Source organism: Bacillus sp. FJAT-27231, assembly GCF_001183975.1.
Taxonomy (GTDB): domain Bacteria; phylum Bacillota; class Bacilli; order Bacillales; family Domibacillaceae; genus Pseudobacillus; species Pseudobacillus wudalianchiensis.
The window spans coordinates 1,854,386-1,880,248 of sequence record NZ_LFZU01000001.1 but is presented as its reverse complement, the minus strand read 5'-3'; the positions used below and the strand labels follow the sequence as shown (position 1 = coordinate 1,880,248).

The following is a 25,863-nucleotide window of genomic DNA, read 5'->3' as shown; positions in this document are numbered from 1 at the left end:
TTTAACTCACCTCTTTTACTTTATTGACGTTTCATTTTTCCCGAAATTCGGTTTTCTTTTTTCCATGACAGCCTGCACACCTTCTTTGTGATCTTCCTCTTCCATGACAAGCGCCATTTTCGATGAAATATAATCAAGTGAAGAGCGTAATGACATTTCGCTATTTTGATAGACTGCACGCTTGATGAGCTGCGTTGCCAGTTGAGGACCATTGGCTAAACCTTTTGCGTAGTCTGCAACTGCTTGGTCAAGTTTCTCATCTGGTACAACAAATGTAACAAGTCCGCGTTCTTTTGCTGCTTCTGCTGTCAACACTTCCCCTGTCCACAACATATGCAATGCCATATCCCGGCCGACAAGCCGCGGCAAGAAGTACGCTCCACCATCTCCAGGTACGATTCCTACTTTGATATAGCTTTCAGACAACCGGGCTGATTCCGAAGCAAAACGAATATCACACATTAGAGCCATATCAAGTCCTGCTCCAAAGGCCGCTCCATGTACTTTCGCAATCACTGGTTTATCGATTTCTTCTAACAAAAGAGGAATTCGCTGTACTTTTTTCCATAGTGAGTTCTTACGATTGATTCCTTTTGAAACATTATCTTGGTCCGACTTGTAGAATCCATTACCAGCGATCATCTCCTTAATATCTCCACCAGAGCAGAAACCATTTCCTGCTCCTTGGACAATTAAAACAGAAATCTCATCTGAATCCCTCACTTTCTCAAGCGAATCAATCCATAAATCAAGCATTTCGCCACTAAACGCATTCAGTGCTTCAGGACGATTTAATGTGATTGTTGCAATTTCATTATTTACTTCAAACAGTAGATCCGGCATGTGTTTCCTCTCCTTTTACATGAGTAATCGATTCCCAAATCGTTTCTTCTCGAGCCTGATACAAACTAGCTAACTGATCAGCCCAATATGTCTCATTTCCTGCTTCTTCACGCCACGACCACAAACGACGAGTAAAATGATGAAGTTCATGTTCATATGTCATCCCAATTCCAGCATGAAGCTGGTGTGCAGCTTTTGCGACTACATTTGCGTTAGCGGATAACTCGATTTTAGCCATTGCAATTTGCTCTTTCCCTAAGTCTGATGGATAAAATGAACTCGCCACAGAAAGTGTTGAATAAGCAGCAGCCACCTCGCCAGCCATTGCAGTCAGGTGATGCTGGATGGCCTGGAACCTGTGCAGGGGACGACCAAACTGATGGCGCTCTTTTGCATAAAAGGCAGATAAAGCGAGCACACTTTCCATCGCACCCGTCATCATTGCCACACGGCTAAGCGCTAAGAATTTTGTGTAATTTTCTAAAACCTCTTTAAAACTTAGATCTAATTTCTTTGTTTCTCCTAAATTTAAAAAGGTTAAGTTATCACGAGGCTCTGCAGCTAAATTGGCATTCTTCTCAATGTCACCTGTTAATACATCCACAATTGAATAAGAAACTTGTTGACCCTCCTGCCGGATCACAATCACTTCGTCAACATATCTTCCGTATGGAACATGCATCAACTTATACGGAGATTGAATCATCGAACTTTCTTCTGTGAAATGAACGACTCTTAATTTATCCTCCACCTCACCGTCATGTGTGGCAAGAAATTGATTGGCGTATATAACTTCAGCTAAAGGGATTGGAGCAGCGTACTTTCCAACGACGCGCAAGATAGCAAAAATGTCCTCATAATCCCCGCCGACTCCACCTTTCTCTTCTTCAATTCCAAGTAATGTTAGCCCGGATTCTTGAATCGTTTTCCAAAGTGAACTCGCCCACTCACCTTCTTCAAAACGTTCACGTTGTTCTTTAGTCGATAAGTCTTTTAAAATTTTTCCAGCAGTATCTTCAATAAGTGATTTCATCTCACTCATGCAGATATCACTCCTTTTCCTACTATTCCTCTGAGGATTTCAGTTGTCCCCCCACGAATAGTAAACCCTGGGCCGTGTAAAATGGATTCCGCTAACAGCCTGACATACTCATCTTCCACATTCTTGCTTGGTACCGCTGGTAAAAGAAGCCGAATGACTTCAGCTACATGTTGCTCAAAGCTGTTGCCAAGATCTTTCACTAGAGCAGCTGCTAAGTTCACATCTTTTTTCTCTTCAAGCAGAGATGCAATCCCTATCGACATATTACGCAGTGACCACATTCGGCTTACTAGTTTCGAAGCATCCATCAAACCTCTATGATCCTTTTTTTCTTTCAATAAACGAATCGCCTCTTCAAGCAGTGGAAATGTGCTTAAAATTCGTTCCGGACCACTTCGTTCGAATGCCAGTTCAGTTAACCCTTGTGCCCAGCCATTTCCAACTTCGCCAACTACTCTGTTATCTGGAACAAAAACGTTTTCAAGAAAGATTTCGTTAAAATGATGTTCACCCGTTAAGAACTGAATTGGCCGAATGGTTACACCATCAGATTTAAGATCAATAATTAGCTGACTCATACCCCCATGACGATTTTTTGGATCCTGAGGAGAAGTTCGGCAAAGGGTGATCATGTAGTGCGAATGATGAGCACCAGAGGTCCATGTCTTCATTCCATTAACGATCCAGCCGCCATCCACTCTTTCAGCATTTGTTTTTAGTGATGCTAAATCAGATCCTGAGTTCGGTTCAGAAAGTCCGATGGAAAAATAACATTCACCTTTCACGATTTTTGGAATGAAAAATTCCTTCTGTTCTTCTGTTCCAAACTTTAAAAGTAACGGCCCAGATTGACGATCTGCAAACCAGTGTGATGCAACGGGAGCTCCAAAAGCCAAAAGCTCTTCTGTAACGATGTAACGGTCAATTGAGGAGCGTGCTTGCCCTCCGTATTTTTTCGGGAATGTAATCCCAATCCAGCCTTGTGCCCCAATCTTTTTCGAAAATTCCTTACTATAAGCGCTCAGCCAAGAATCAGCATGTGTGTCAAATGTTCCTTTTTGTTTCTCAGCTTGTAAGAAAGAACGTACTTCTTTCCGAAACTCTTTTTGTTCTTCCGTAAATTTAAATGCCGGAAGTTGTAATTGTCTCACCACTCCTCACTCCTTTTACCGTTATAGCGTAACCATTACGCAAACGGTGTATATAAATTCAAATTAATCTACCTTCACTTTATTTGTTAATTTATAATTAACAGAAAATTTGACCTGAATTTATTTGTTGATTAAGAATTAGGGTATCCCACAGGCTTCAGCTAGGAGTTCAACAATATGAACAACTTTGATTTTTTCTGCCTTCCCTACGCGCCTGGCACCTAATTTCATCTGTAAATGGCAGCCCGAATTACTTGTGACGATGATATCTGACTCCACTTTTTGAATATGATTCATCTTTTGACCCAACACTCCCATCGCTTCATTGTAGTGGACAACATTGTAGATTCTTGCTAATCCGCAGTACATGTCCTGTTTTTCAAAAAAGCGATAATCAATCTCTCGTATCTTCTTTATTAATGGCTCAGGCTTATTACTGACTTTTTGAACATGCCGGAAATGACACGAAGGTTGGTATGCGACAACTTTTCGAATCTCTTTAGTAAATGGCAATGAACTCTCGGCTAATAAAACGCTAATATCTTTACACCGCGCGGCAGACTTTTCTGCATGAGCATGCCATTTTGAATGTTCGTCAAACGATTCAGGATACTCCACTAACATCGCACTACAGCCACCGATACTATTGCCAATAAAATAAAATCATATTTTTCAAATAATCCAATATTCTTTTGAGCTAGTGAAATAGCCTTTCTTTTTTCCCACTATGATGCAAAAGAGCTTCACAGCCTGTTAGCTGCAGCAGTTTCACACTGTCATCATTGGTTTTTAAGAACATCGTATCCATAATACAGCCAACAAAAAATCCAACCATATAAGTCTTCTTCCCAATGGAAGGCAATACTTTGTATTCTCTTTCTTTTTCGGCATCTTGATCTCGGGGACGGTGGATTTCATTGCCTCCGCTTAACCCTGTTAGTACTAAGGAATAACATACGGAATACAAATGATCGGGTGGACAATCAAAAAGCTTGTTGATGTATTAGCAAACATCATCGGTGAAATAAATAAGCAAGGCAATCCCCAATACTAAAATTAAACAACCTGAGTCTATATCAATATAGAGCCCAGGCTGCATAATTATGCTTTTTTTATTGACTACTTGACAGGGATCCATTCACCATAAGGGTGCTTATGATTCAGTCTATATTGGGCAGCTTCAGCAGAAAACGTAAAAAAACATGTTAAGAGTTATGTTTATATGTCACATTGTTTTTTACGATGAACAGTTGCTCTTTTAATTATTTGTTTTAATACCCATGGAAATATATTTTTCCTCTAAATATTTGCCCAGTCCTTGATGTCCACCTTCACGATCCATCCCAATCTCTTTATTTAGAGGGATCTTCATCGATTGCTTCATTCCCCAATAGAGAATGGGAAAATGCTACTCGAGCTATCATCGAGTAGCATTTTCCCTCTGCTTTCTATATCCGTTTCAACAAAATAAGTTTTAGTTAAATTTTCAACTATCATTTTTACTGCCTGTATAGCCAATCCTTGACTAACAGGACTAGCATTATCTGATGTATACGATTCAATCGCATGTGTTAATGCATCTATCCCCGTTGCTGCAGTGATTACTTAATGAAGCCATCTCATATCTATTTCAAGAAATAAATATGAAATGGCAGAAATTCTTTCCCTAGCTGTAGGTTTTGCACCATTTAATCTATTGACTGTCTTTCTCGGGGTAGTCTAATAAAAACAAATAGCATTATTCAATGTATTTTTGCGGTTTATCAACAGATTTGGCTGTCATTAGGGACAGAAATATCGACGATGATGGGACACAAGTTTTTTTCTTATATCGTTTTTTACTGATGTTGCTTATCCTATCGTTAAATTAAACGAATTAAATTATTGATTTATTACTTCATCTTCATCTTCTATTTGAGTATCTACTCGAGTACGTTTGCCTAATCCAAAAGCATAAAAACTAAAGACAACGATACCCAGAACAATGACCCCTGCAATAAACGAGATACGTGTGTCATCATTTAACCACATACCGGTTAATACCATAATTAAGAAGGCAATCGTCAAATAGTTTGTAACAGGTGCAAAAGGCATTTTGAATGGATGATTATCTATTTCAGCTCCTTTTACTTTTCTGAATCGAATATGACTAATCAGAATAACAAACCATGTCCTATTAAATTCTCTCCATTATGAACTATTTTTCCAAAAAATTTATTGTATAGATGGATATGCCCCATCCCATAATACTTTTCGATAATGATCCGGATCAATGTCAACATAAGAACTGTTCACCTAAAATAAGACTTCGTTAATTTGGACAAAGTCCCTCCCATACAACCTTTTGATAAGTGGATGGATCGGTGTCTCCTTCAGTACTGATGAGCAAAATTCGAGAATGGGAATCAAGTGAGAGCTTACTGCTCATTACAGAGTCATCGGCAAGACTTCGCAAATGGTATAACAAACCCAGTGTAACGGCGCCTGATTCACCTGAAATGACACGCGGATCATCTTTCAGCGGATTGCCATACACACGCATACCGAGTGCGGCGATATTATCGTTACAGGAGAATGTTCCCTTGGCATATTGACGAAGTATACGAAATGCTCTAGTATTCGGTTCTCCACAAGCCAATCCTGCCATGATTGTGTTCATCTCTCCATCAACTATTTCCCTCATGCCTTCTTTACTTAAAAAAGAGCGATAATAACAATCTGCTTGTTCGGGTTCAACTACCGCAATAATTGGAGGATTATGACGGTAATGCTGAAGCATGTATCCTGCAATGGCTGCTGCGAATGATCCTACACCGGCCTGAAGAAAAATATGTGTTGGTTGTTGCCCACGATCTATATCTAACTGTTCCACAATTTCTTTTGCGATGGAGGCATATCCCTGCATAATCCACAGCGGGATGTCATCATAGCCTTCCCATGCTGTATCCTGAACCATTACCCACCCCTTTTCATTTGCAAGATGGGCGCACATTCTGACCGTATCATCGTAATTAATGGTGGTGATTTCTGCCTCGGCGCCTTCATCGCGGATGGCTTGCAATCGTTGCTGTGTTGACCCTTTCGGCATGTAGACTACTGATTTATGCCCAAGCTCCCTTGCTGCCCAAGCAACCCCTCTTCCATGATTCCCATCTGTTGCTGTAATGAAAGTCAATTCACCAAGCTTTTCTTTCACTGATGGAGACTGTAACTCTGCAAAAGAGAGAGTTTCAATATTTTCTCCCAAAAGATCTGCCAAGTACTTGGCGATGGCGTATATGCCTCCCATTACTTTGAAGGCATTCAGACCAAAGCGGTGCGATTCATCTTTGACTCTAATATCTGCAACATCTAAATGCTCAGCTAAATGTTTTAAATGATGCAAAGGAGTTTCGGTGTACAAACGATGCGTTTTTTGAAACTCGTGTACGCTTTTAATCTGCCTTTCCTCAAAAATTGATAACTCCTCTTCGTTATACTCAGGTGAACAGAAATTATTCTCAGCCCATTTTATATCGGTTTGTATGATTTTCTGCATGAAAAGCCCCTCCTATTTTGGTCTTGCTGTGACTTCTAACTCAACTAAAGCTCCCTTTGATATAGCAAAAACACAGCTTTTTGCTATTTATGATTGTCACAAAACTACTTTTCAGGTCAAAAAAATTTAACTTTATATCGCCTTGCACTCGTAATTTATAGTACGCCTGCAAGACGGCTGACTACATCGAGTAATACATTCGCTCCGGCAACCAAGTCCGATTCTGGAGTGTACTCACGAGGATTATGACTAATCCCACCGACGCTCGGAACGAAAATCATAGCCGTTGGGCAAATACGGGCGATCATCTGTGCATCGTGTCCTGCACCGGACGTCATTCGCATGGACGATAGGCCACGGCGATCGGCCGTATGTTCTACTAGCTCAACAATATTGTCAGCGAACATAACCGGTTCAAAGCGCGCCAGTCGCTCTACAGTGATTGAAACCTCCTCGGCAGCGGCCAATTTTTTGAGGTAATCTGCTAGTGCAGCTTCTTCGTCCTTTAATCGCTGTTCATCAGGGTCGCGTAAATCGACGGTAAACGTGGCACGCGAAGGGATGACATTGATAGCACTTGGCTCGAAATCAAGGCAGCCAACTGTCGCCACAGTCGGTGTAGGTGAGCTGATGGCACGGTCATGCAAGAATGTCACGACTCTTGCGGCCGCATGTCCTGCGTCACGTCGCATAGCCATGGGCGTAGTCCCAGCATGATTCGCAACTCCTTCTATTGTAATGCGCTGCCATGAGATTCCCTGAAGATTTTCCACTGCGCCAATCGGGATTCCCATACGCTCAAGTACCGGACCTTGCTCTATGTGAAGTTCTACATAGGCATGCGGTTGTAAGAATCCTGGATCTTCTGTCCCCGCATAACCAATTCTCTCAAGCTCTTCACCTAGCAATGTCCCGTCGGTGCCAACCGTCGCAAGCGCCTTGTCAACAGAGAGACCTCCTGCGTATACAAGAGAGCCCATCATGTCAGGAGCATAGCGTACCCCTTCCTCATTGGTGAACGCTGCAACCGCAATCGGGCGAGAAGGAACAACTTCAGCCTCCCGTAAAGTTTTGATGACTTCAATGCCAGCAAGTACGCCATAGCACCCGTCATAAATACCCGCATTGATCACTGTGTCTATGTGTGACCCCATTAGGACTGGCGCTTGATTTTCGGCATCAGGACTACGCCAAATACCGAAAACATTGCCGATGCGGTCGATTACGACCTCTAGTCCAGCCTCCTTCATCCAGGATACCACCGCATCACGCCCCGCTTTGTCTGTGTCAGAGGCTGCTAATCTAGTCAGCTTTCCGTCTCCGTCACGTCCAATCTGACCGAGTTTAGTAAGTCTGCTAAACAACCGTTCCGCGTTAATTGACAGATTAAAACTCTTAAATTGGATTTCACTTTTCGACATTTTCATTTCGTAACCCCCTTATTTCAGCTTTGCGATGACTTCTATTTCAGCTAATGCTCCTTTTGGGATCGCTGAAACTTCTACACAGCTTCTTGCCGGCTTATATGTGGAAAAGTAAGATCCCCATACTTCATTTACACTTTGAAAGAAATCAATTGAATTTAGAAATATCGTTGTTTTTACAACGGCCTCCAAACCAAGACCTAACTCTGATAAAAGACCGATTATATTCTTCATGATTTGTTCTGATTGTTCAGCAACGGTTTGGCCGACACTTTCTCCGCTGTAACGGCTTGTGAATATGAACCAACGGCTGCGGGTGCTTTTTTAATTGAATGGGCTGAATCATATGTACTTCCTCCTTTTAATCTTTTCTCTATAACCATTGCAATTATTATGCCAACTCAATAAACCCTTGTTTTAGAAGAATTTGAGATAAAAAAACAGCCGTTCAGTATCAAAATGATACCGAACGGCTGCCTGGCTATCTAAGAACGATGATATATAATGATAAGGACAAGAGGTATCACTTTGATATTACGTATCAATTTGATACTTTTTTATTTTTCTAAATAAAGTCGCTCTTCCAATTCCGAGCAATTCACTTGCCTCCTCGATATTTAAATGTTGATGACGGACATACTCAATCGCTTTTTTTATCATTTCTTTTTCCATTTCAATGAGCGAAAAAGTAGGTTTGATTGCGATATTTTCCTTTTTAACCTTTAATTTACGATGAATTAGCTCTTCGGCCTCGTCCATAGTGATCCATCCGCTCTTAATGAAATTGAACAAGTATTCAATGAAGTTCTTTAATTCCCTGACGTTTCCCTTCCACGGATAATGTAACATCAACTGCTTAACATCATTTCCAACCCCCAAAACATTTGCATGAAAAAGTTCATTAAACATAGATGTGAAATGCTCACTTAAAGCCAAAATGTCTTCCTTGCGGCTTCTTAGCGGCGGAATGATGATGGGAATAACATTTAACCGAAAATACAGATCTTCTCTGAAAGTACCCATTCTCACCATTTCCTGCAAATCTTTATTTGTCGCCGCTATTACACGCACATCAACCGGGATAGGTGCCGTTCCCCCAAGATGCTCGATTTCTCTCTCCTGCAAAACACGTAATAATTTAACTTGCAGGAAAGAAGGCATTTCTCCAATTTCATCCAGAAAAATAGAGCCGTTATGAGCCAATTCAAACTTACCAGGTTTTCCGTTACGATTCGCTCCGGTGAACGCGCCTTTTTCATACCCAAACAATTCACTTTCTAATAAATGTTCTGGAATCGCGCCACAATTAACCGTAATAAAAGGGCCTTCTTTACGCATACTAGCATTATGTATGGCTCTAGCAAACTCTTCTTTGCCAGTCCCGCTCTCACCTTGAATTAAAATAGTGGAATGAGATTGAGATACTTTATAAGCATAATCTTTAACCTCTTTTATTTGAGGACTAACCCCTATGATTTGATCAAACGGTTTCTTTTGCTCCTCTGCAGTTTTTTCTGCCAGATGCCGGATTTCATTTGCATCTTGAAGAGTGAGTAAATACTCAGAATAACGCTCTGAAGCGGATAGCTTTTGCTTGTTTATAAAAAATGATTTTCCTTCTTTGTTGATTAACGTGCTTATCGTTTGACTCTTTTCATCCGTATGATGAATCATTTCACTTAAAAAATTCTTTACATCAATTGGAAGCGAACGATTATTTTCGATACCTAATAACATTTCCGCTTTTACATTCATTTCTTCAATGGTGCCTTTCTCATCTAACACAATAATTCCTTGATTGACGAGGTTCATGATTTTAGCCATCTTCTCTGTGTTTATGGTTAGCTGTTGAATCATATCATGTTCGTGTAATTTGCTAGCTAAAAGATCAGCTATTTTACTTAAAAACGTTAGGATTCCTTCTGTATTATCAAAGAGTATCTTCCGTTGCTCTTCGTTAAATGCCAATAAGCCGATCACCCCTATAGACTGGCCTTCATAGGTAATGGGGGCACAAATCTCTCCGGTCTCTGAACAATTTCCATAAAATCTACATCTTTCACAAACTTGTACATAACCTGGCTTTTCAATTACCACGGGTTGCCCAGTCCTAACAGCCGATTGGTAAACGAAATCTCCTTCCATTTTACGCAAAACGCTTTCTTTGTGTGCTCCCGTACCCGCCACTCTTATAAAATTATGATTTGCAATCTCCACTTCAATCTTCAAAACAGCTGCAATTGCATCAGCAATCTGTTGAACCGCAGGCTGAATATCCAGTAAATCCATCTTTCCACCCCTATTCTTAATAACCTCCACTTTTCGAGGTGAAATTGGCAAATAATCCTTGATATCATCGGGGACACTTGCAATCCACTGTCGAAATTGATTGTTTAATCTCCTAATTTTCTGTCTGTCTTGTTCAAGAGAACTCCAAGCAACTCGGCTAACTACTGTAATGCCACAGTACCATCGATTTTTTTACTTTGCCATATAATTTGTAAAATTAGCTTTTAACATTCGATGATTAGTGCCGGAGAAAAAGCTTCTAAGAAATACATTCTTATTAATTATTTGGAGCTTTGGCGGGCAGTGTGCAGTTATATTCTACTGATTTTCCGGGTCTGCATCTGCTCTCTTTTGTAACAAAACTTAGTTTTCTTCCTCTTTATCAAAACTAAAAGATAAAAATTATATAAAGAAGCTTCATCAGGCTTAACCACCCATTTTGGCAAAACCTATCATTTTGACGCATTTACAAAACTTTTACAAAACAGACATAGACACTTTACAAAGAGCCTTTATTCTTAACATTGTGATAAAATTCAACAATTTCAGTTGCCAATAGACCATCTGGAGGTAAAGACATGAGGCTTATAAAAAAAGCAGCGAATGGATTATGGTTATTATCCCTAGTTGCTGTTTTAACAGCATGTGGAGGAAATAACGAGAATGAAGCGAGTTCGTTAAATGAAGGAAAAAATACCATCTCTATTTCTGGTTCTACATCCGTAGGACCCTTAGCCGAAAAATTAGCGTTCAATTATGAAGAAAATCAGGATGTTAATATAGAGATTAATCAAATCGGCTCTTCCGCCGGTATAACAAATGCCATAAGCGGCGTATCAGAGATTGGCATGTCTTCACGTGATTTAAAGCCAGAAGAAAAGGAAAGTGGATTGGATGAGACAGTCATCGCTTATGATGGAATTGTAGTGGTTGTTCATCCAAGCAACAAAGTTGATAACCTTACGACAGAGCAAGTAAAACAAATTTTTACTGGCAAGATTACAAACTGGAAGCAACTCGGTGGAGACGACAAGGAAATAGTAGTCGTTTCTCGTGAGGACGGCTCTGGTTCACGTGATGCCTTTCAAGAAATTGTCGGTTACACGTCAGGCGAATTAGTGAAAAGCTCTATTATCGCAAGCGGCAACGGCAATATTAAAACAACGGTTGCGACAAATGAGCATGCCATTGGCTTTATTTCTTTCGAATACATTGATGAATCCATTTCTACTGTAAAAATCAATGGAGTGGAAGCTACGGCGGAAAACGTTCTACGGCAAAAATATAGTCTGTCACGTCCCTTTTTATTCGTCTACAAGAAAGATCATTTAACGGATGCCGGGCAACAGTTTATTGATTACATCTTAAGCCCAGAGGGACAAGCGATCGTTTCTGAAACAGGAGCTATATCCTTACATTAATTACAATTCATAGATTGTTGGAAAGCAAAAGAAATCTTGGGGGAATGCAGCATGGCAAGCCTGCCTATTGAAAAGCAAACTACGAATAACAGAAAATCTAATAAAAAGAAGTATTTTCTGGAGAATGTCTCATCAAAAGTTTTCTTGTTTTGTGCCCTTTTATCGGTATTTAGTTTACTGCTCATCATTGGATTCGTCTTTTATAAGGGCTCACATCCATTCATCGCAGAAGGCTATAGCTTTATAGATTTTATTTTCGGAACGGATTGGGTGCCAAGTGAGGATCAATTTGGAATATTCCCGATGATTGTCGCATCAGTTTACGCGACTATTGGCGCTCTGATCATTGGAGTACCTGTCGGACTGTTTACCGCCATTTTTCTATCGGAGCTTGCCCCAAAAAGCATGGCCAAAATTATCTCACCAGCGGTACAACTGCTGGCGGGTATCCCGTCCGTGTTATATGGTGTATTTGGACTTGCTATTATCGTTCCTTTCTTGCAAAACAACTTAGGTTTAGCGAAAGGACAAAGCTTGTTGGCGGTCATCTTTGTCTTAGCGATCATGATGCTTCCAACGATTGTGACTGTCGCTGAAACAGCTATTCGTGCCGTTCCAAAAACATATCGAGAAGGATCCTTGGCACTTGGTGCTTCTGAAATTGGAACCATCTTTAAAGTGGTCGTACCAGCAGCCAAATCAGGCATTATGGCAGCTATTGTACTGGGTTTAGGAAGAGCAATTGGAGAAACAATGGCGGTCATTCTAGTTGCAGGAAACAGTCTCATCATTCCTACAAGCCTGACAGACAGTATGCGTCCGCTGACGACCAACATCGCTTTAGAAATGGGCTATGCATTCGGTACTCATCAAGAAATGCTGTTTGCTACTGGAATCGTTTTATTCTCCTTTATTTTATTGTTAAATTTCGTATTAGCAAAAATCAGTTCAAGGGGTGGTAATTAATGCGAAGGTTTAAAGATAATTTGCTGCGCGGACTTCTCTGGTTCTCCGCCCTTCTGACTGTTGCCATTCTTGTCGTCATTGTAGGGTACATCTTCTTCAAAGGGTTCCGATTAATCAGCTTGGATTTCATCTTTGGCGATTACTCACCAACAGGTGGCGGTGGTATTTGGCCGATGATTATCACAACGATCTATACAATCGTCATTTCGTTATTGATTGCGACACCAATCGGAATTTTGGCGGCTGTGTACCTTCAAGAGTACGCTAAACAAGGCCGATTAGTAAAAATGATCCGATTTGCAACAGAAAGTTTAACAGGAATCCCTTCTATCATTTATGGATTATTTGGGGCAGTATTTTTTGTCGCTACGCTGAAATTAGGGATGTCTATCATAGCAGCTTCTCTGACTCTAACTATTATCGTATTGCCCGTGATCATCCGAACAACAGAAGAAGCCTTAAAGACAGTACCACACCAGTACAGGGAGGGATCCCTCGCCCTTGGTGCAACAAAGCTGCAAACTTTATATAAAGTGATTTTGCCAAGCGCTATGCCCGGCATTCTATCGGGAATCATCCTCTCAATCGGGAGAATTGTTGGTGAATCTGCCGCGATCTTTTTAACAGCTGGAACGGTAGCAGCGATGCCTGAAAGTATCTTCTCATCTGCAAGAACTTTAACTGTTCACTCCTACTTGGTGACTCAGGAGGCTGGAGACATTGAGCTTGCAGCTGCCATTGGAATCGTGTTAATTGTCATTATTTTAGTTTTGAACCTCTTAGCGACGTTTATATCAAAGAAATTAAATAAGGCTGACTATTAATTGAATGAGGTGCGATACATGAGTACAGCATTACTGGAGCGGAACAAAGAAAGCAAGGAGGAAGAATTATCGCCTATGAATCAGCAAATAGAGAAAGCAACTAAGATTAGCGTAAATGATCTGAACTTATTTTATGGTGATAAACAAGCACTCTATAATATCTCAATTGATATTCAGGAAAAGCAAGTGACAGCTTTAATCGGTCCTTCCGGCTGCGGTAAGTCGACTTTTTTACGAACCTTAAACCGGATGAATGATCTAATTGATGGGGTAAAGATTTCTGGTGATATTACTATTGATCACGAAAACATTTACCAATCTCACGATGTCATTCAGCTTCGGACAAAGGTTGGGATGGTCTTCCAAAAGCCAAATCTTTTTCCGATGAGTATTTATGACAATGTAGCATATGGCCCTCGAATGCAGGGTATAAAAAGTAAAAGAGAATTAAATCGAATTGTCGAGGAAAGTTTGCGTGGAGCGGCAATTTGGGATGAAGTGAAAGGCCGTTTAAAAACATCGGCACTCGGGCTATCAGGCGGTCAGCAGCAGCGTGTTTGTATCGCGCGTGCCATCGCGATGAAGCCGGAGGTCATCTTAATGGATGAGCCCACTTCTGCATTAGATCCTATCTCCACGCTCAAAGTGGAGGAATTAATCGCTCAATTGAAAAAAGATTACACGATTGTCATTGTTACCCACAATATGCAGCAGGCAGCACGTGTATCTGACAAAACCGCCTTCTTTTTGAATGGTGAAATCATTGAATATGATGTCACGAAGAAAATCTTTTCTAATCCAAAAGACCAAAGAACAGAAGATTACGTAACCGGACGTTTCGGTTAATGAAGGGATGATTTCCATGAATGCACGTAAGAATTTTGATAACAGTTTACAAGAGTTGCAGAATAAGATGATAGAAATGAATGAACTTGCCATTTCTGCATTTGAGAAAGCTTTTACTGCGTTTCAGACTCAAAACATGGAGTTGGCTTTAAAGGTAATCGAGGACGATACAGTTATCGATAATCTTGATATTGAAATAAATCAATTCGCAGTGTGGCTCATAGCGAAAGAGCAGCCGTTTGCAACAGACTTAAGAAGAATCATCGCTTCTTTAAAAATCACATCGGACATCGAGCGAATCGCCGATTTTGCATCGAATATCGCGAAAGCAACTATTAAAATCGGAACAGCTCACTCTTTGATAAGCCTAACGAATCTTGAGCAAATGAAAGAAATATCTATGAACATGCTTCATATGGCAGTGACTTCGTTTATAGATGGAAACATCTCTCTTGTTAGAGAGGTTGCTGATCTGGATGATCAAGTCGACAACCATTATGCTGAGAACTATAAGCGGATCACCGAAGAGTTGAAACAAAATTTAGAAGATACAACTCAGTTAGTGCAGCTCTTGTTCATAAACCGCTACCTTGAACGTACAGCCGATCATATTACGAATATCGCTGAAAGTGCTGCTTACCTGATCAAAGGCCAAATATATGATTTAAATTCTTAGTAATGATGCAGTTTGCTAAGAAACAATCATTACAACAGTAAGTTTGGGATACATCACTCCCTGAGGATCCATTATTTTCGTTTCCTCCCCTACTCTTTCTATGCGGCTTCCTCGGTTGGAACCGCCTGGAATATATCTTATACAATAAAGCGTAAAGTCTCTCCTTCCGACTTTACGCTTTATGCATTTATTTTTTCTGTTTTGTCCCTCTTTGTGCTTGCAACCTAGATACCCTCCTCCTAGATTTAGGACGAGGGTCTAACAAAGTTATCTAAGAGAGACTTATTTATTTCACAATCATTCTTTTTCTGATGAACAAAACAACAAGCGCCATAAATAATAAACCGAACACTCCTTACATGACATTTGAGTATATATCCATATACCCTACAATCTTGTCCCACGACCCCCCAACGGCAGTCCCTACATTTACGAGGACTGCATTCCAAATTAGCGTTCCTAAAGTGGTAAATACTAAAAACACCCGAAAATTCATACGCATCATGCCAGCTGGCAAGGAAATCAAACTTCTCATTAAAGGGACAAACCAACAGAAAAACATCGTCCATACTCCATAAATAGATTGGAACATTTTTTTATAAGGTGTACAGTATTTCTCATTTTTAAACTATTAATACCACCAAAAAACTTTTCTTATTATTCATTTCTTGTCTTAGTTTGTTCTTTATCTGTTAAATATATTATGTATAGTAAAAACAAATGTATGGCTGCTTTTCCCTTTTGTCCTTCCAAAATCATCTACATATTCATCATATCGCATTCGATTTGAACCTCTCTATACAAGCCTTTCTCTTTAGGCGGTGATAAACCTTGCATAACAATATCGTTTCTGAAAACAATCATTTTATAACTACAATAATTAATGTATAAGACTATCATAAGATTATTTTAATTTAAGTGACAAAGATCACATCTTCAAAAATAAAAAAGTGTTATTCAGTGACCATAAAAGCACAAAAGATTTACTTGAATATGGCTTGAAAAATAAAAGCGCTGTATTTTATATAATAAGGAAGAAACTCATCACCAAAGAAGCAAAAGACCACTTGGAAGGATACCAACAAAGTCTGCTTTGTTTGCTATCAAGCATTTCTCTTTAATTAAGATTATTTTCATTATATATTTGAATTTTTCACAATATGTATTAATTATTCTTTATTGCGTCTTTTTTAAAATAAAAAAGCAGAATCCCTGATACAGCAGATTCTGCTTTTTTCATTATTTAAGGATTATTTTTTTATCCAGATTCAACTGGACTTCTTGTTGTGTTGCATTTAGAATTTGATGTTTTTTCATTTTCAAATGATAAACAATGTAACAGCCAATAAAGAAAGTCCCCCCGCAATAAAGGGCCATACGTTGAGCAGGATCAAACGCTAAACTAATCATAACGATACAGTTTGCTATCAAGGCTATAATCGGCAATATCGGATAAAGAGGAATTTTAAATTTTAAATCCTCCACTTTTCCACCTTGCTGAATATATTTTTTTCTAAATGCAAGCTGGGAAGCGGTAATAGCAATCCAGCCAATTTGTGCACCTAGCCCTGCAAGAGAAAGCAGCCAAACAAAGACGGTCTTTGCCGCTACTACACTTGAAAGCAGAGACAAACCAGCTATCGCAAGGGTAATCAGCAATGCATTCATCGGTACGCCTCTTTTGTTGACTCTTCCTACCATTGGACTGGCCATTTTTTCCACTGAAAGAGAGTAGAGCATACGTGTTGCGGCGTATAGCCCGGAATTGGCAACAGATAAAAGAGCCGTAAGAATGACAAAGTTCATGATATCCGCAGCATAAGGAATCCCAATGCTGTCTAATACGACGACGAACGGGCTCTCTACTACCCCCGCCTTCTCCATAGGTATCATCGCGGCTAGAACAAAGACTGATAGTACGAAGAAGAAAAGCGTTCTCCATACCGTTTGTCGAATGGATTTTGGAATCGTTTTTTCAGGATTTTCACTCTCTCCTGCCGCAATACCGATTAACTCTGTGCCCTGGAATGAAAAATTAACTGTAATCATCGTAATAAGCAGGGCTGATACGCCATTCGGGAAAAGCCCTTGCGCGTAAAACTGGGAAAAGAATGGCGCCTCTTGTCCACCCTTCATATCAATCAAGCCAAACATGGCAGCTCCGCCAACGATAAGAAACATAATAATAGCTACTACTTTAATACTTGAGAATAAAAATTCTGCTTCCGCAAATGCCCTTGTTGATAAAGCGTTTAACACAAAGAGAAGGAAAGCAAAGATAGCACACCACATCCAAACTGGTGAATCTGGAAACCACCTTAGCATAAGCTGGCCTGCTGCTAAAAATTCTAAGGCAACCGTTACAGCCCATCCAAGCCAATAAAGCCAGCCAACAGAGAAACCGGTTGCAGGGCCGATAAATTTCGTCGTGTAGGTTTGAAAAGAACCTGAAACAGGCATGGCTACGGACAGCTCACCAAGACAAAGCATAGTTAAATACATGATGAAACCGCCGACTAAGTAAGAAAGAATGGCACCCGTTGGACCAGCTTCATGGATCGTGTAGCCCGAACCAAGGAAAAATCCTGTTCCAATACATCCCCCTAACGAAATCATAAATAAGTGTCTAGCCTTCATACTTCTTTTTAATTCATGTGTTTGATTGTTTCCTGATGTCATTAAAACTCTCCTTTAACTTCTTTACTTTAAAAGCAGTTTCTTTATTTTAAAAACCACTTTTAACAGAAAAATTGAAGCTGTAATTATTTTTAGAATTTTTAAATATCTATACAGGAATTTATTTTAAGTCTTACTATAGACTTCTTTTAACTCTTTAGGATACAGAACTCTTAGGAAGACAGCCTTTCTCCTTGTATAGAACGCTTTCATTTTTATTTAAAAATCTATATAAATTATCGAAAGTCCAAAATCAATTTGATGCAATTAAATCCCATCGCCCTAACCAGACGTACTTGATAGCGTTTAAAGCAATGTATCGCCTAACAACGAACTTATTAGTGCAACAGCCACTCTAGCTGTCTTATTGTGTTCATCCAAAATAGGATTAATTTCTACAAATTCCGCAGATGTCACGATATTGGCCTCTGATAACATTTCCATCGCTAGGTGGCTTTCTCGATAGCTAATTCCTCCGGCTACCGGTGTGCCTACTCCTGGTGCATCTTCTGGGTCAAGGCCATCCAAATCAAGAGACAAGTGCACACCATCCGTGCGTTCTTTCAAATAAGTGATCGCCTCTTCCATTACTGCTGTCATGCCCATTCGGTCGATTTCATGCATGGTATATACTTTAATACCTTTTTCCTTGATTAATTCTCTTTCTCCATCATCCAAGGAACGAGCTCCAATGATGACAATGTTTTCAGGTTTTATTTTTGGAGTATATCCCCCAATATTAGTGAGGACAGGGTGTCCCATTCCTAAACTCACCGCCAAAGGCATTCCATGTATATTTCCTGATGGTGAAGTTTCGGCTGTATTTAAATCTCCATGGGCGTCATACCAAATGACTCCTAAATTCTCAGCGTGCTTCGCAACACCGGCTAGTGTTCCGATGGCAATGCTATGATCTCCTCCCAGCACTAATGGGAACCTTCCTAAACTCGTAATCTCATTTATTTTTTGGCTTAGTTTATCATTGCCTTCTGCCACAGCACTTAAATTTTTTAAATTAGTCTCCGTATCGGCGGTTGCTCTTTCCCGAAGCTCGACACGTATATCCCCTTCGTCATAGACAGTATAACCAAGCTTTTCCAGCCTTTCGCTTAACCCAGCATATCGTATAGCGCTTGGCCCCATGTCTACCCCTCTTCTCGTTTGGCCTAAATCCATGGGAACACCGATGATCGAAATCTCTTTTGTCATACTTTAGTCTCCTTCACTAATTTTCTGAATTAGTGTAACTGAAAAAAACAAATGACTCAACTCGACATTTTTTTTAATATTTATGCGATTGTTTTCTTTCTATTTTTTTATACTTTTCAGTTTTTCATCATTGTATTTTTATACGCAAAAAAGAACAGTTAAGGGTAAACTAGCCTTGACTGTCCTTTTACTTTAAAGTCTAACCCGCGGAGTCCTCTCCTTTGGCAGCTTTCTCCTTTAAATTTCTCATGAATTCCAAGCCAATATTTTGCAAATACTAAAAATAAATTAAACTATCAATACTCTTGTAAACATTAAATAGCTTTATTAAAAATATTTATGCTCTCATGCTATTGCCATCTTCATTTATAGCCGCCCTTTTACAATATATCTTTCCACCAGGCTGAATAAGGAATAGCCTCTCCTCTATTTAAAGGAATCGTTTCACCAATTTTAGGGGTAACGATGTAAACTCCTGCCTTTTTCGTTTCTGCTAAGGCTCGTTCTATAGGTTCCGTCCAGCTGTGATAAGCAAGGGTAAATGCTCCCCAATGAATTAACATCATCTGCTTTGCTTTTACATCTATGCTGGCTTGTACAGATTGTTCCGGTGTCATATGAACCCAGGACCAGCGTCTATCATACTGGCCACCTTCCATTAATGCGATATCAAAAGGTCCGTATTTTTCGCCTATTTCTTTAAAATGGGCATCATAGCCGCCATCTCCGCTCGTAAAGAAACGAGTTTGTTTTCCAAGAATGACCCATCCGCCCCATAGGGTCGTATCTCGATTAGAAAGACCTCTCCCTGAAAAATGCTTGGAGGGAGTGAATACAATGGTTAACCCCTGGAATTCGATTTCATCCCACCAATTTAGTTCTGTAATCTTCTTTTCTTCTACTCCCCATCGAATTAAGTGAGTGTGGACGCCGAGAGGGACGAAGAAATGCTTAACCTTGCTCTTTAGCTTTACGATAGATGGATAATCTAAGTGATCATAATGATCGTGTGTAATAAACACTGCATCAATAGAGGGTAATTCATCGAGAATATCCAATATATTTCGGCTATAACGCTTGCTTCCTGCAAAAGAAACAGGCGAAGCAATAGGTCCTAGCATCGGGTCTACGAGTATCTTCTTTTGGTCGATACTAAGTAAAAAAGCAGAATGCCCAAACCATGTTAGACTATTTTCTTCACTATTCACTTTTTTCCAATCAATCTCTGAGACAGGAATTGGGCCCGCCGGATTTCGTTCAATACGACCTGCCATATTATCCCTCAACATAGATAAATAATCAGATATACTCATGTTCATCTTTGTTGGGATTTGATTAATGAATTTACCATTAACATAATTATCGAACCGGCTATATTCCTCTTTCTGCTCTTTGCTTGAGTTCCCGCCGAACACTGGATGTATCTTTATAAACAAGAAGACGAAAGTAAATAATATAACTACTAATAGGAATAAATAGATCATTGCTTTTTATAATCCCTTCCTGTTTCGATTGGGTATTTCCGTTAGTTGCTTTCAAAAACACTTATTTAGACTATATGGCAAACCCGTCTCAGCCAACTACCATAAAAAAACAAAATGGCTCATAGCTTTAAAATCTCTTCTTTGATGATGCTATTTTTTGCTTTATTTACCTATTGCTGATCATTATATATGAGGATGACACATTGATGCATTATTGTATGCCTCATTACGATATAGCCATTTGGATGTTAAAGGCCCTCAAAAACTCCCCCGCAAATGAAAAGCTAGTTGAATTTTTAAAAAATCTTCGTAATTGTCTAATTCAAGATCCAGAATATCTTCGATTTTTTTTAGGCGCTTGTAAAGAGTGTTGGGGTGTATATGAAGCTTTTTAGCTGTTTTAGATGCCGAGCGGTTCATGATGATATAGCTAAGCAGTGTCTTTTCTAACTCACTATTCGTCTCTTCCTCGTCCATTAATGCACCCAATATTTCATCCGAAAAGTCTTTGACCTCTTCAGGTGATTGGTGGAGAAACAAGCGATTGATTCCAATTTGCTTATATTGAATGACACCTGCCTCATTACGTGTTGTTAAATAGGAAAGTGCTTTTACTGCTTCATGATAGCTTTTTTTAATGAATTCTATGCCTGTATAAGGATTTCCAATTCCTATGCTAACTCCCATAACATCTTGATGTCTCCGTTCCTTGATAATAGAGCTTATTTCTTCTGTAAAAGCTTTTAATTCTGCTGGACGTTCAAATGAAGCCAAAATAGTTACCTTGTTATTCAATCCAAATATTAATAAATCTTTATTCTTTATATTCTTTTTTATGGTTGAAATAAACTGATGGACGATGGCCTCTAGCATTCTTAAATCTGAACAAGCCGGGATTTCTGCTAATGCGACACAAAAATAAGAGGATACGTTCAATCCAAATTCTTTTCCTTTTGACAGAAGCCATTCAGGGTCTTCATGTTGCAGCAACTTATTAAAGTATTCATGTATTTTTTTATAATAGACATCCGTCAGTGTTTGCTCCTTAACTGCCTCCAGTGAAAGAATCGTTCCTCCTTGCTCAACCGTTGTTTGGGCGATTCTTGAAAGCTCCCCTTCCACCTTTACAATTAAACAGCCAAGAAAAACCGTGCCATCCGTAATCGGATATAAATAGTAGCGCTCTTGATAAATATCAGAAACATCGATTAAAACAGGGGCCCTTCTTTCAGAAAAAATTAGGGAAATTTCTTCTACACTAAACGGACGCGAGCTGCTTTTTACGTTCGGTATATACTCATCTTTTATCAAGTTGATATAAAAAACAGACGTTTCAAGCATCCGTCTTAAAGCTGAAATGATTGAATCAGGCCCTTTATTTTGCAAAGAAAGACTCGTTAGTGATCTATGCACGTTATCACGTTCTAAAAGAAATTTATTTTTTTCTTTTAATTGTTGGCTTAACATAGTAACTTCATTTAATTGAATTTTTAATTCATCGTAAAGCTGTGCATTTTGAATGGCAATGGCCGCTTGATCTGCAAACACTTTAAGAAGTTCGAGATCGCGGCCAGTCAGTTTTCCATTCTGGTAAAACTGATGGACCGCTAGTACACCAATTCGTTTTTGTCCGATTGTCACGGGTGTACACAACATGGCTTTAATCGCATACCCGTCTGAGGCAGACATAAGGATATCAAAATTTGCTTTACTAATATGGTAATTATCCATTTCATCAAAGATCTCTTCCTTTGTCTGAAATAGCCTTGACTTCCCGTCGTGAAACACAATCCCGGTAATCGCCTCTTTAACCCGTATTTTAAATTCCTTTATTGAATGATTAAAACCAATAGAAGCCTTTACAGCCAAACACTCTGAGTCGTAATCAAACAACTGCAAAAAGCCAGCATCGGCACTAGGGATAACGTTAATGGCGCTGCTGATGATCGCCTCTAAGCAATTCTTTTCATCAAGCGAAGAAATCGCACTAATCCCTTCAATTAAATGCTCTAATTCAGTATCTTTCGTCCGAATGATCTCTTGCTGGTAAACCAAATAGAAAAACGTATACAGTTGTTCGAGTCTCTCTTTAATAGTTGAATAAGCGTCTTGTGAAGTCCACATGAGCACTTCGCAGTCATCCGGATAAAAAAATGAGACAAACCGCTCTCCGTTGTTTTGATAGATTATATACCTCTCTATTTTTTTCGTTACCGCTTCTGGAAGAAGGAAAGAGGGTACCTCCCTCCCGTTTTCATATATAAGTCGAAATTGATGATTTCGGTTATTCCGTATCCAAACCTTAACCGTTAAGGAGTCAAGCTGCTCCCGAATCAATGATGAAATAGAAGGATAAGATTTCATATTCACACTCCTTTCTATGGTGTGGATTCCCACACTCAAATTAACTATATTGGTTGCAAATGAACATTGCAATTAATATTTAGAAAATTTTATAATTTTAGAAAGATATTGAAAGCGCTTTAATGTCTGACATGCTTGGGACAAAGAAATGCTCAACCACAAAAGATTTTTCAAGAACCATTTATTAGGAGGGATATGGATGGGAACATTTTTACAACAGAAAAACAAAAAACATTTTATTCTTGGTCTGCTGTTTGCCGGTTGGCTTCTCAGCTATCTTGATCGAATGGTAATGGGAGTTGCAGTAGTTGCCATCAGTCAAGACTTTCAATTGGATCCTGCCGCTATCGGTGTTGTCCTAAGCAGCTTTTTTGCCGGCTATGCCCTGATGCAAATTCCAGGAGGATGGTTAAGTGATAAATACGGTTCTAGAAGAATCGTCATATTCTCTATCATCGCCTGGTCTATATTCACTGTTTTAAGCGGATTAGCTTGGTCACTCACTTCACTGCTTGTCATTCGTTTCTTGTTTGGTCTCGGTGAAGGTGGCTACCCTTCCGCGAGCCAAAAAGCAATTGCTGAGTTTTACTCTAAAAAAGAACGGGCCAAAGCCTCTTCCTTCATGATGTCCTCTAATAGCTTTGGAATTGCCCTCGCTCCATTAATCGCAGCACCGATGTTGGTTTGGCTGGGATGGCGTTGGATGTTTGTTGCCATTGGCGCTGCAGGGCTTGTTATGGGAGTTCTTTTTTGGAAGCATCTTCATCCTCCCCAAAAAGCGGAATGGGACGACAATGAAGGCGCAAACAAAAATAAAGTTCCAATGAAAACGCTTTTAAAGTCATCTTCTCTCTGGAAGATTATGATTATGTGGTTCGGCGCAGATATTGTTGTTTGGGGATTGGCCGGCTGGATGCCTTCTTATTTAATTAAGGAGCGGGGAATGGGCATTCTTTCAACTGGTGTTCTTGCCTCCTTGCCAGCTATTGCCTCAGGACTTACTGTGATGTTCGGCGGTGTACTCCTTGAAAAGTTTTTTAGCGGCCGGGAGAAATACTTTACAGGAGTCGGCATGATCTTAACTTCAATCTGTTTATACTTTATTTTTGCGTCATCCTCTGTAGCAGGCGTTATCACATTCTATATATTAAGTATGACGTTTGTATCGACTGCCATTATCACCACCTACTCATTGCCACATAAATTGCTGTCTAAAGAGATTATTGGCTCAGCCATGGGCTTTATCAATATGGGAGGGCAAGCCGCAGGATTTTTAGCACCGCTCGTGATGGGCTTTTTAATCAGTGGATTCGGCACATATAACGCAGCTTTTTGGTTTTTAATTGCAGGAGCGATCGTATCGGTCATTGCCGCTTTCACTATTGTCAATAATGAGAAGAAATTAAACATTGAAAGTTCAAAAGCGGCGGGACAATAAAACGTTTTATCTTGCAGATTTTGAAGGTGTGAAATTTTCATTAAGATAGAGATCTTCTTCTCACCTTATTCTACTATTTTCAATCTCAAAACCTTACTACTCACAACTAGAAGGAGGAAGTTTTATCCATGACGAAGCACAATTTATGGGAATGGATCGATCAATATGAACAAAAATTGAACGATATTGCCCTCAATATTTGGCATAAACCAGAAGTAGCAATGAAGGAAGAATATGCCTCTAATCTGCAAGCTTCTATATTAGAAGAGGCTGGATTTCATGTAAAACGAAATATTGCAGGCATGCAAACGGCTTTTATTGCTGAGTATGGAAACGGAAAGCCGATTTTGGGAGTATTAGGTGAATTTGATGCGTTACCAGGTTTATCCCAAGAGCTTACAGCCACTCGCCGCCCTATTGAACAAGGAGCCCCCGGTCACGGATGCGGTCATAATTTATTAGGAACAGCTGGTCTTGGAGCCTCTTTAGCCATTAAAGAAGCTCTCGAAAAAGGAGAAATTTCTGGCACCATTCGTTATTACGGCTGCCCAGCGGAAGAAACATTAACCGGAAAGGTCCTCTTGGCAAAAGAAGGCGTATTTAATGATTTAGACGCTTGCTTCACTTGGCATCCAGCCCCTGTTACAACCGTGTGGGGTTCCTCAACATTAGCGATGAACTCTATCAAGTTTAAGTTTACCGGTATTGCTTCCCATGCCGCTGCAGCACCACATATGGGCAGAAGTGCTTTAGACGGTGTGGAATTAATGAACATTGGCGCGAATTATCTAAGAGAGCATATTGTGGATGCGGCGCGGATTCATTACTCTATCACAAACGGCGGACATGAGCCAAATATCGTCCATCCGGAGGCAGAGGTCTGGTATTATATTCGTGCTCCTCATAGAGAAGAAGTAGAAGAAATAACAGGAAGACTAGAAAAGATTGCTTCTGGTGCCGCGATGATGACCGAAACAGAGGTGGAATCGCAACTTCTCGCCGGCTGTTATGACACATTATCAAATCGTGTGTTAGAAGATGTTTTATATCATAATATGACAGAGATCCAATCTCCCCGCTTCACAGAAAAGGATTACCAATTTGCCGAAGAAATTTCTGCATCATATACGCAAAGCCAAAAACGCAGTGTGATGCAAACCTATCATGCACCAGACTATATCAGTCACATGGTCCTTCATGACTCAGTTGAAGCCACGTTTGATCAGGGGAAAATTGCTCCAGGTTCCACCGATGTTGGGGATGTTAGCTGGATTACTCCGCTTGCCCAATGTTTAATAAGCTGCTGGCCAGTAGGCACTGCTCCACACACATGGCAATCAACGGCTGCCTCTGGTTCAGGAATCGGCTTAAAGGGGATGATTTTTGCTGCAAAAACAATCGCCGGGGGTTTATATGACCTATATAGCGATGACAAAAAGATCGAACAAGCAAAAATGGAATTTGAAGCCCGCACGAAGGATAACAAGTATAAGCCTGCTCTTCCTGTATAAAGACGGAATGTGCCTATGATATCCACTAATAATTAAAAAACCGGCAGCTGCAAAGCTGTCGGTTTTTTCTATTTTATTTAAACCAATACGGCCCCCCTTCCAATTTAAAAACGTTCACCATGACGATGTTGAAGAAGTCATCAAGTTCCATATTGGAGGCG

The 25,863-nt window shown here is 39.9% G+C and carries 23 protein-coding genes and 1 pseudogene; 7 read left to right on the top strand and 17 right to left on the bottom strand.

The window, feature by feature from the left end:
* Positions 1 to 15: 15 nt before the first annotated feature.
* From AC623_RS08785 to AC623_RS08745, 12 genes and pseudogenes are all read right to left on the bottom strand, one after another.
* Positions 16 to 843, bottom strand: coding sequence for an enoyl-CoA hydratase/isomerase family protein (locus AC623_RS08785; protein WP_049662104.1), 828 nt, complete (start codon positions 841 to 843; stop codon positions 16 to 18).
* Positions 824 to 1,885: an acyl-CoA dehydrogenase family protein gene (locus AC623_RS08780; protein WP_049662103.1), complete on the bottom strand. Its 1,062-nt coding sequence runs from the start codon at positions 1,883 to 1,885 to the stop codon at positions 824 to 826. The genes AC623_RS08785 and AC623_RS08780 overlap by 20 nt, the downstream gene beginning before the upstream one ends.
* On the bottom strand, positions 1,882 to 3,036 hold the full coding sequence (locus AC623_RS08775) for an acyl-CoA dehydrogenase family protein (RefSeq protein ID WP_049662102.1): 1,155 nt from the start codon (positions 3,034 to 3,036) through the stop codon (positions 1,882 to 1,884). Before AC623_RS08775 ends, AC623_RS08780 begins: the two co-directional genes overlap by 4 nt.
* A gap of 138 nt (positions 3,037 to 3,174) precedes the next feature.
* Positions 3,175 to 3,660, bottom strand: a complete 486-nt coding sequence (locus AC623_RS08770; protein ID WP_049662101.1) for a (Fe-S)-binding protein — start codon at positions 3,658 to 3,660, stop codon at positions 3,175 to 3,177.
* Positions 3,661 to 3,733: 73 nt separating this feature from the next.
* Complete coding sequence (locus tag AC623_RS21425; protein WP_156187013.1) at positions 3,734 to 3,871, bottom strand: hypothetical protein; 138 nt, start codon at positions 3,869 to 3,871, stop codon at positions 3,734 to 3,736.
* A gap of 545 nt (positions 3,872 to 4,416) precedes the next feature.
* The gene (locus AC623_RS21010; RefSeq protein ID WP_231603604.1) at positions 4,417 to 4,599 is read right to left on the bottom strand and encodes an iron-containing alcohol dehydrogenase; all 183 of its coding nucleotides are present in this window, start codon (positions 4,597 to 4,599) and stop codon (positions 4,417 to 4,419) included.
* Between the two features lie 318 nt (positions 4,600 to 4,917).
* Positions 4,918 to 5,205: pseudogene (locus AC623_RS08765) on the bottom strand (amino acid permease); the annotation flags it as partial.
* Entirely contained in the window at positions 5,190 to 5,318 is a 129-nt protein-coding gene (locus tag AC623_RS22095; protein ID WP_269429908.1) for a hypothetical protein, read from the bottom strand. The gene AC623_RS22095 and the pseudogene AC623_RS08765, both read right to left, overlap by 16 nt.
* 29 nt (positions 5,319 to 5,347) lie before the next feature.
* Positions 5,348 to 6,574 carry a diaminopropionate ammonia-lyase gene (gene dpaL, locus AC623_RS08760; protein ID WP_049662099.1) on the bottom strand — a complete coding sequence of 409 codons (1,227 nt, stop codon included), beginning with the start codon at positions 6,572 to 6,574 and terminating at the stop codon, positions 5,348 to 5,350.
* A 155-nt stretch (positions 6,575 to 6,729) separates the two neighbouring features.
* Complete coding sequence (locus tag AC623_RS08755) at positions 6,730 to 8,001, bottom strand: Zn-dependent hydrolase (protein WP_231603422.1); 1,272 nt, start codon at positions 7,999 to 8,001, stop codon at positions 6,730 to 6,732.
* A gap of 12 nt (positions 8,002 to 8,013) precedes the next feature.
* A complete protein-coding gene (locus AC623_RS21900) occupies positions 8,014 to 8,232 on the bottom strand; it encodes a Rid family hydrolase (RefSeq protein WP_231603419.1) in 219 nt (72 codons plus the stop codon).
* 300 nt (positions 8,233 to 8,532) lie between these two features.
* On the bottom strand, positions 8,533 to 10,287 hold the full coding sequence (locus AC623_RS08745) for a sigma-54-dependent Fis family transcriptional regulator (RefSeq protein ID WP_049662097.1): 1,755 nt from the start codon (positions 10,285 to 10,287) through the stop codon (positions 8,533 to 8,535).
* Between the two features lie 578 nt (positions 10,288 to 10,865).
* Between AC623_RS08745 and AC623_RS08740 the strand changes: the two genes are divergently transcribed.
* From AC623_RS08740 to phoU, 5 genes are all read left to right on the top strand, one after another.
* Complete coding sequence (locus AC623_RS08740; protein WP_049662096.1) at positions 10,866 to 11,708, top strand: phosphate ABC transporter substrate-binding protein; 843 nt, start codon at positions 10,866 to 10,868, stop codon at positions 11,706 to 11,708.
* Between the two features lie 51 nt (positions 11,709 to 11,759).
* Positions 11,760 to 12,674 (top strand): phosphate ABC transporter permease subunit PstC, encoded by a 915-nt coding sequence (gene pstC / locus AC623_RS08735; protein WP_049662095.1) that lies wholly within the window; start codon positions 11,760 to 11,762, stop codon positions 12,672 to 12,674.
* Positions 12,674 to 13,498 (top strand): phosphate ABC transporter permease PstA, encoded by an 825-nt coding sequence (gene pstA / locus AC623_RS08730; RefSeq protein ID WP_049662094.1) that lies wholly within the window; start codon positions 12,674 to 12,676, stop codon positions 13,496 to 13,498. Before pstC ends, pstA begins: the two co-directional genes overlap by 1 nt.
* A 75-nt stretch (positions 13,499 to 13,573) precedes the next feature.
* On the top strand, positions 13,574 to 14,344 hold the full coding sequence (gene pstB / locus AC623_RS08725; protein ID WP_049666421.1) for a phosphate ABC transporter ATP-binding protein PstB: 771 nt from the start codon (positions 13,574 to 13,576) through the stop codon (positions 14,342 to 14,344).
* A 16-nt stretch (positions 14,345 to 14,360) separates the two neighbouring features.
* A complete protein-coding gene (gene phoU / locus AC623_RS08720) occupies positions 14,361 to 15,020 on the top strand; it encodes a phosphate signaling complex protein PhoU (RefSeq protein WP_049662093.1) in 660 nt (219 codons plus the stop codon).
* A gap of 355 nt (positions 15,021 to 15,375) precedes the next feature.
* Here the strand turns inward: phoU and AC623_RS08715 are convergent, their stop codons facing one another.
* The 5 genes from AC623_RS08715 to AC623_RS08695 all read right to left on the bottom strand — a co-directional run bounded on the left by AC623_RS08715 (position 15,376) and on the right by AC623_RS08695 (position 22,753).
* Entirely contained in the window at positions 15,376 to 15,612 is a 237-nt protein-coding gene (locus AC623_RS08715) for a DedA family protein (RefSeq protein WP_082174368.1), read from the bottom strand.
* 647 nt (positions 15,613 to 16,259) lie between these two features.
* Positions 16,260 to 17,699, bottom strand: coding sequence for an amino acid permease (locus AC623_RS08710; RefSeq protein ID WP_049662092.1), 1,440 nt, complete (start codon positions 17,697 to 17,699; stop codon positions 16,260 to 16,262).
* Positions 17,700 to 18,002: 303 nt separating this feature from the next.
* On the bottom strand, positions 18,003 to 18,905 hold the full coding sequence (gene rocF, locus AC623_RS08705) for an arginase (RefSeq protein ID WP_049662091.1): 903 nt from the start codon (positions 18,903 to 18,905) through the stop codon (positions 18,003 to 18,005).
* 380 nt (positions 18,906 to 19,285) lie between these two features.
* Positions 19,286 to 20,389, bottom strand: a complete 1,104-nt coding sequence (locus AC623_RS08700; RefSeq protein WP_049662090.1) for an MBL fold metallo-hydrolase — start codon at positions 20,387 to 20,389, stop codon at positions 19,286 to 19,288.
* A 258-nt stretch (positions 20,390 to 20,647) separates the two neighbouring features.
* Positions 20,648 to 22,753: a helix-turn-helix domain-containing protein gene (locus AC623_RS08695; RefSeq protein WP_049662089.1), complete on the bottom strand. Its 2,106-nt coding sequence runs from the start codon at positions 22,751 to 22,753 to the stop codon at positions 20,648 to 20,650.
* Between the two features lie 199 nt (positions 22,754 to 22,952).
* On the opposite strand from AC623_RS08695, the gene AC623_RS08690 reads away from it, so the two are divergent.
* Positions 22,953 to 24,191: an MFS transporter gene (locus tag AC623_RS08690; protein WP_049662088.1), complete on the top strand. Its 1,239-nt coding sequence runs from the start codon at positions 22,953 to 22,955 to the stop codon at positions 24,189 to 24,191.
* A 128-nt stretch (positions 24,192 to 24,319) separates the two neighbouring features.
* The gene (locus AC623_RS08685; RefSeq protein WP_049662087.1) at positions 24,320 to 25,702 is read left to right on the top strand and encodes an amidohydrolase; all 1,383 of its coding nucleotides are present in this window, start codon (positions 24,320 to 24,322) and stop codon (positions 25,700 to 25,702) included.
* Positions 25,703 to 25,863 lie beyond the last annotated feature (161 nt).

Bases quoted from the DNA above. Each gene is read 5' to 3' on its own strand.
- AC623_RS21425 (WP_156187013.1), bottom strand. From the start codon at position 3,871: ATGGTTGGATTTTTTGTTGGCTGTATTATGGATACGATGTTCTTAAAA.
- dpaL (WP_049662099.1), bottom strand. From the start codon at position 6,574: ATGCAGAAAATCATACAAACCGATATAAAATGGGCTGAGAATAATTTC.
- AC623_RS08745 (WP_049662097.1), bottom strand. From the start codon at position 10,287: ATGGATTTACTGGATATTCAGCCTGCGGTTCAACAGATTGCTGATGCA.
- AC623_RS08755 (WP_231603422.1), bottom strand. From the start codon at position 8,001: ATGAAAATGTCGAAAAGTGAAATCCAATTTAAGAGTTTTAATCTGTCA.
- AC623_RS22095 (WP_269429908.1), bottom strand. From the start codon at position 5,318: ATGTTGACATTGATCCGGATCATTATCGAAAAGTATTATGGGATGGGG.
- phoU (WP_049662093.1), top strand. From the start codon at position 14,361: ATGAATGCACGTAAGAATTTTGATAACAGTTTACAAGAGTTGCAGAAT.
- AC623_RS08690 (WP_049662088.1), top strand. From the start codon at position 22,953: ATGGGAACATTTTTACAACAGAAAAACAAAAAACATTTTATTCTTGGT.
- AC623_RS08715 (WP_082174368.1), bottom strand. From the start codon at position 15,612: ATGTTCCAATCTATTTATGGAGTATGGACGATGTTTTTCTGTTGGTTT.
- pstB (WP_049666421.1), top strand. From the start codon at position 13,574: ATGAATCAGCAAATAGAGAAAGCAACTAAGATTAGCGTAAATGATCTG.
- AC623_RS08770 (WP_049662101.1), bottom strand. From the start codon at position 3,660: ATGTTAGTGGAGTATCCTGAATCGTTTGACGAACATTCAAAATGGCAT.
- AC623_RS08695 (WP_049662089.1), bottom strand. From the start codon at position 22,753: ATGAAATCTTATCCTTCTATTTCATCATTGATTCGGGAGCAGCTTGAC.
- pstC (WP_049662095.1), top strand. From the start codon at position 11,760: ATGGCAAGCCTGCCTATTGAAAAGCAAACTACGAATAACAGAAAATCT.
- AC623_RS08685 (WP_049662087.1), top strand. From the start codon at position 24,320: ATGACGAAGCACAATTTATGGGAATGGATCGATCAATATGAACAAAAA.
- pstA (WP_049662094.1), top strand. From the start codon at position 12,674: ATGCGAAGGTTTAAAGATAATTTGCTGCGCGGACTTCTCTGGTTCTCC.
- AC623_RS08785 (WP_049662104.1), bottom strand. From the start codon at position 843: ATGCCGGATCTACTGTTTGAAGTAAATAATGAAATTGCAACAATCACA.
- AC623_RS08740 (WP_049662096.1), top strand. From the start codon at position 10,866: ATGAGGCTTATAAAAAAAGCAGCGAATGGATTATGGTTATTATCCCTA.
- AC623_RS08780 (WP_049662103.1), bottom strand. From the start codon at position 1,885: ATGAGTGAGATGAAATCACTTATTGAAGATACTGCTGGAAAAATTTTA.
- rocF (WP_049662091.1), bottom strand. From the start codon at position 18,905: ATGACAAAAGAGATTTCGATCATCGGTGTTCCCATGGATTTAGGCCAA.
- AC623_RS08700 (WP_049662090.1), bottom strand. From the start codon at position 20,389: ATGATCTATTTATTCCTATTAGTAGTTATATTATTTACTTTCGTCTTC.
- AC623_RS08710 (WP_049662092.1), bottom strand. From the start codon at position 17,699: ATGACATCAGGAAACAATCAAACACATGAATTAAAAAGAAGTATGAAG.
- AC623_RS21900 (WP_231603419.1), bottom strand. From the start codon at position 8,232: ATGAAGAATATAATCGGTCTTTTATCAGAGTTAGGTCTTGGTTTGGAG.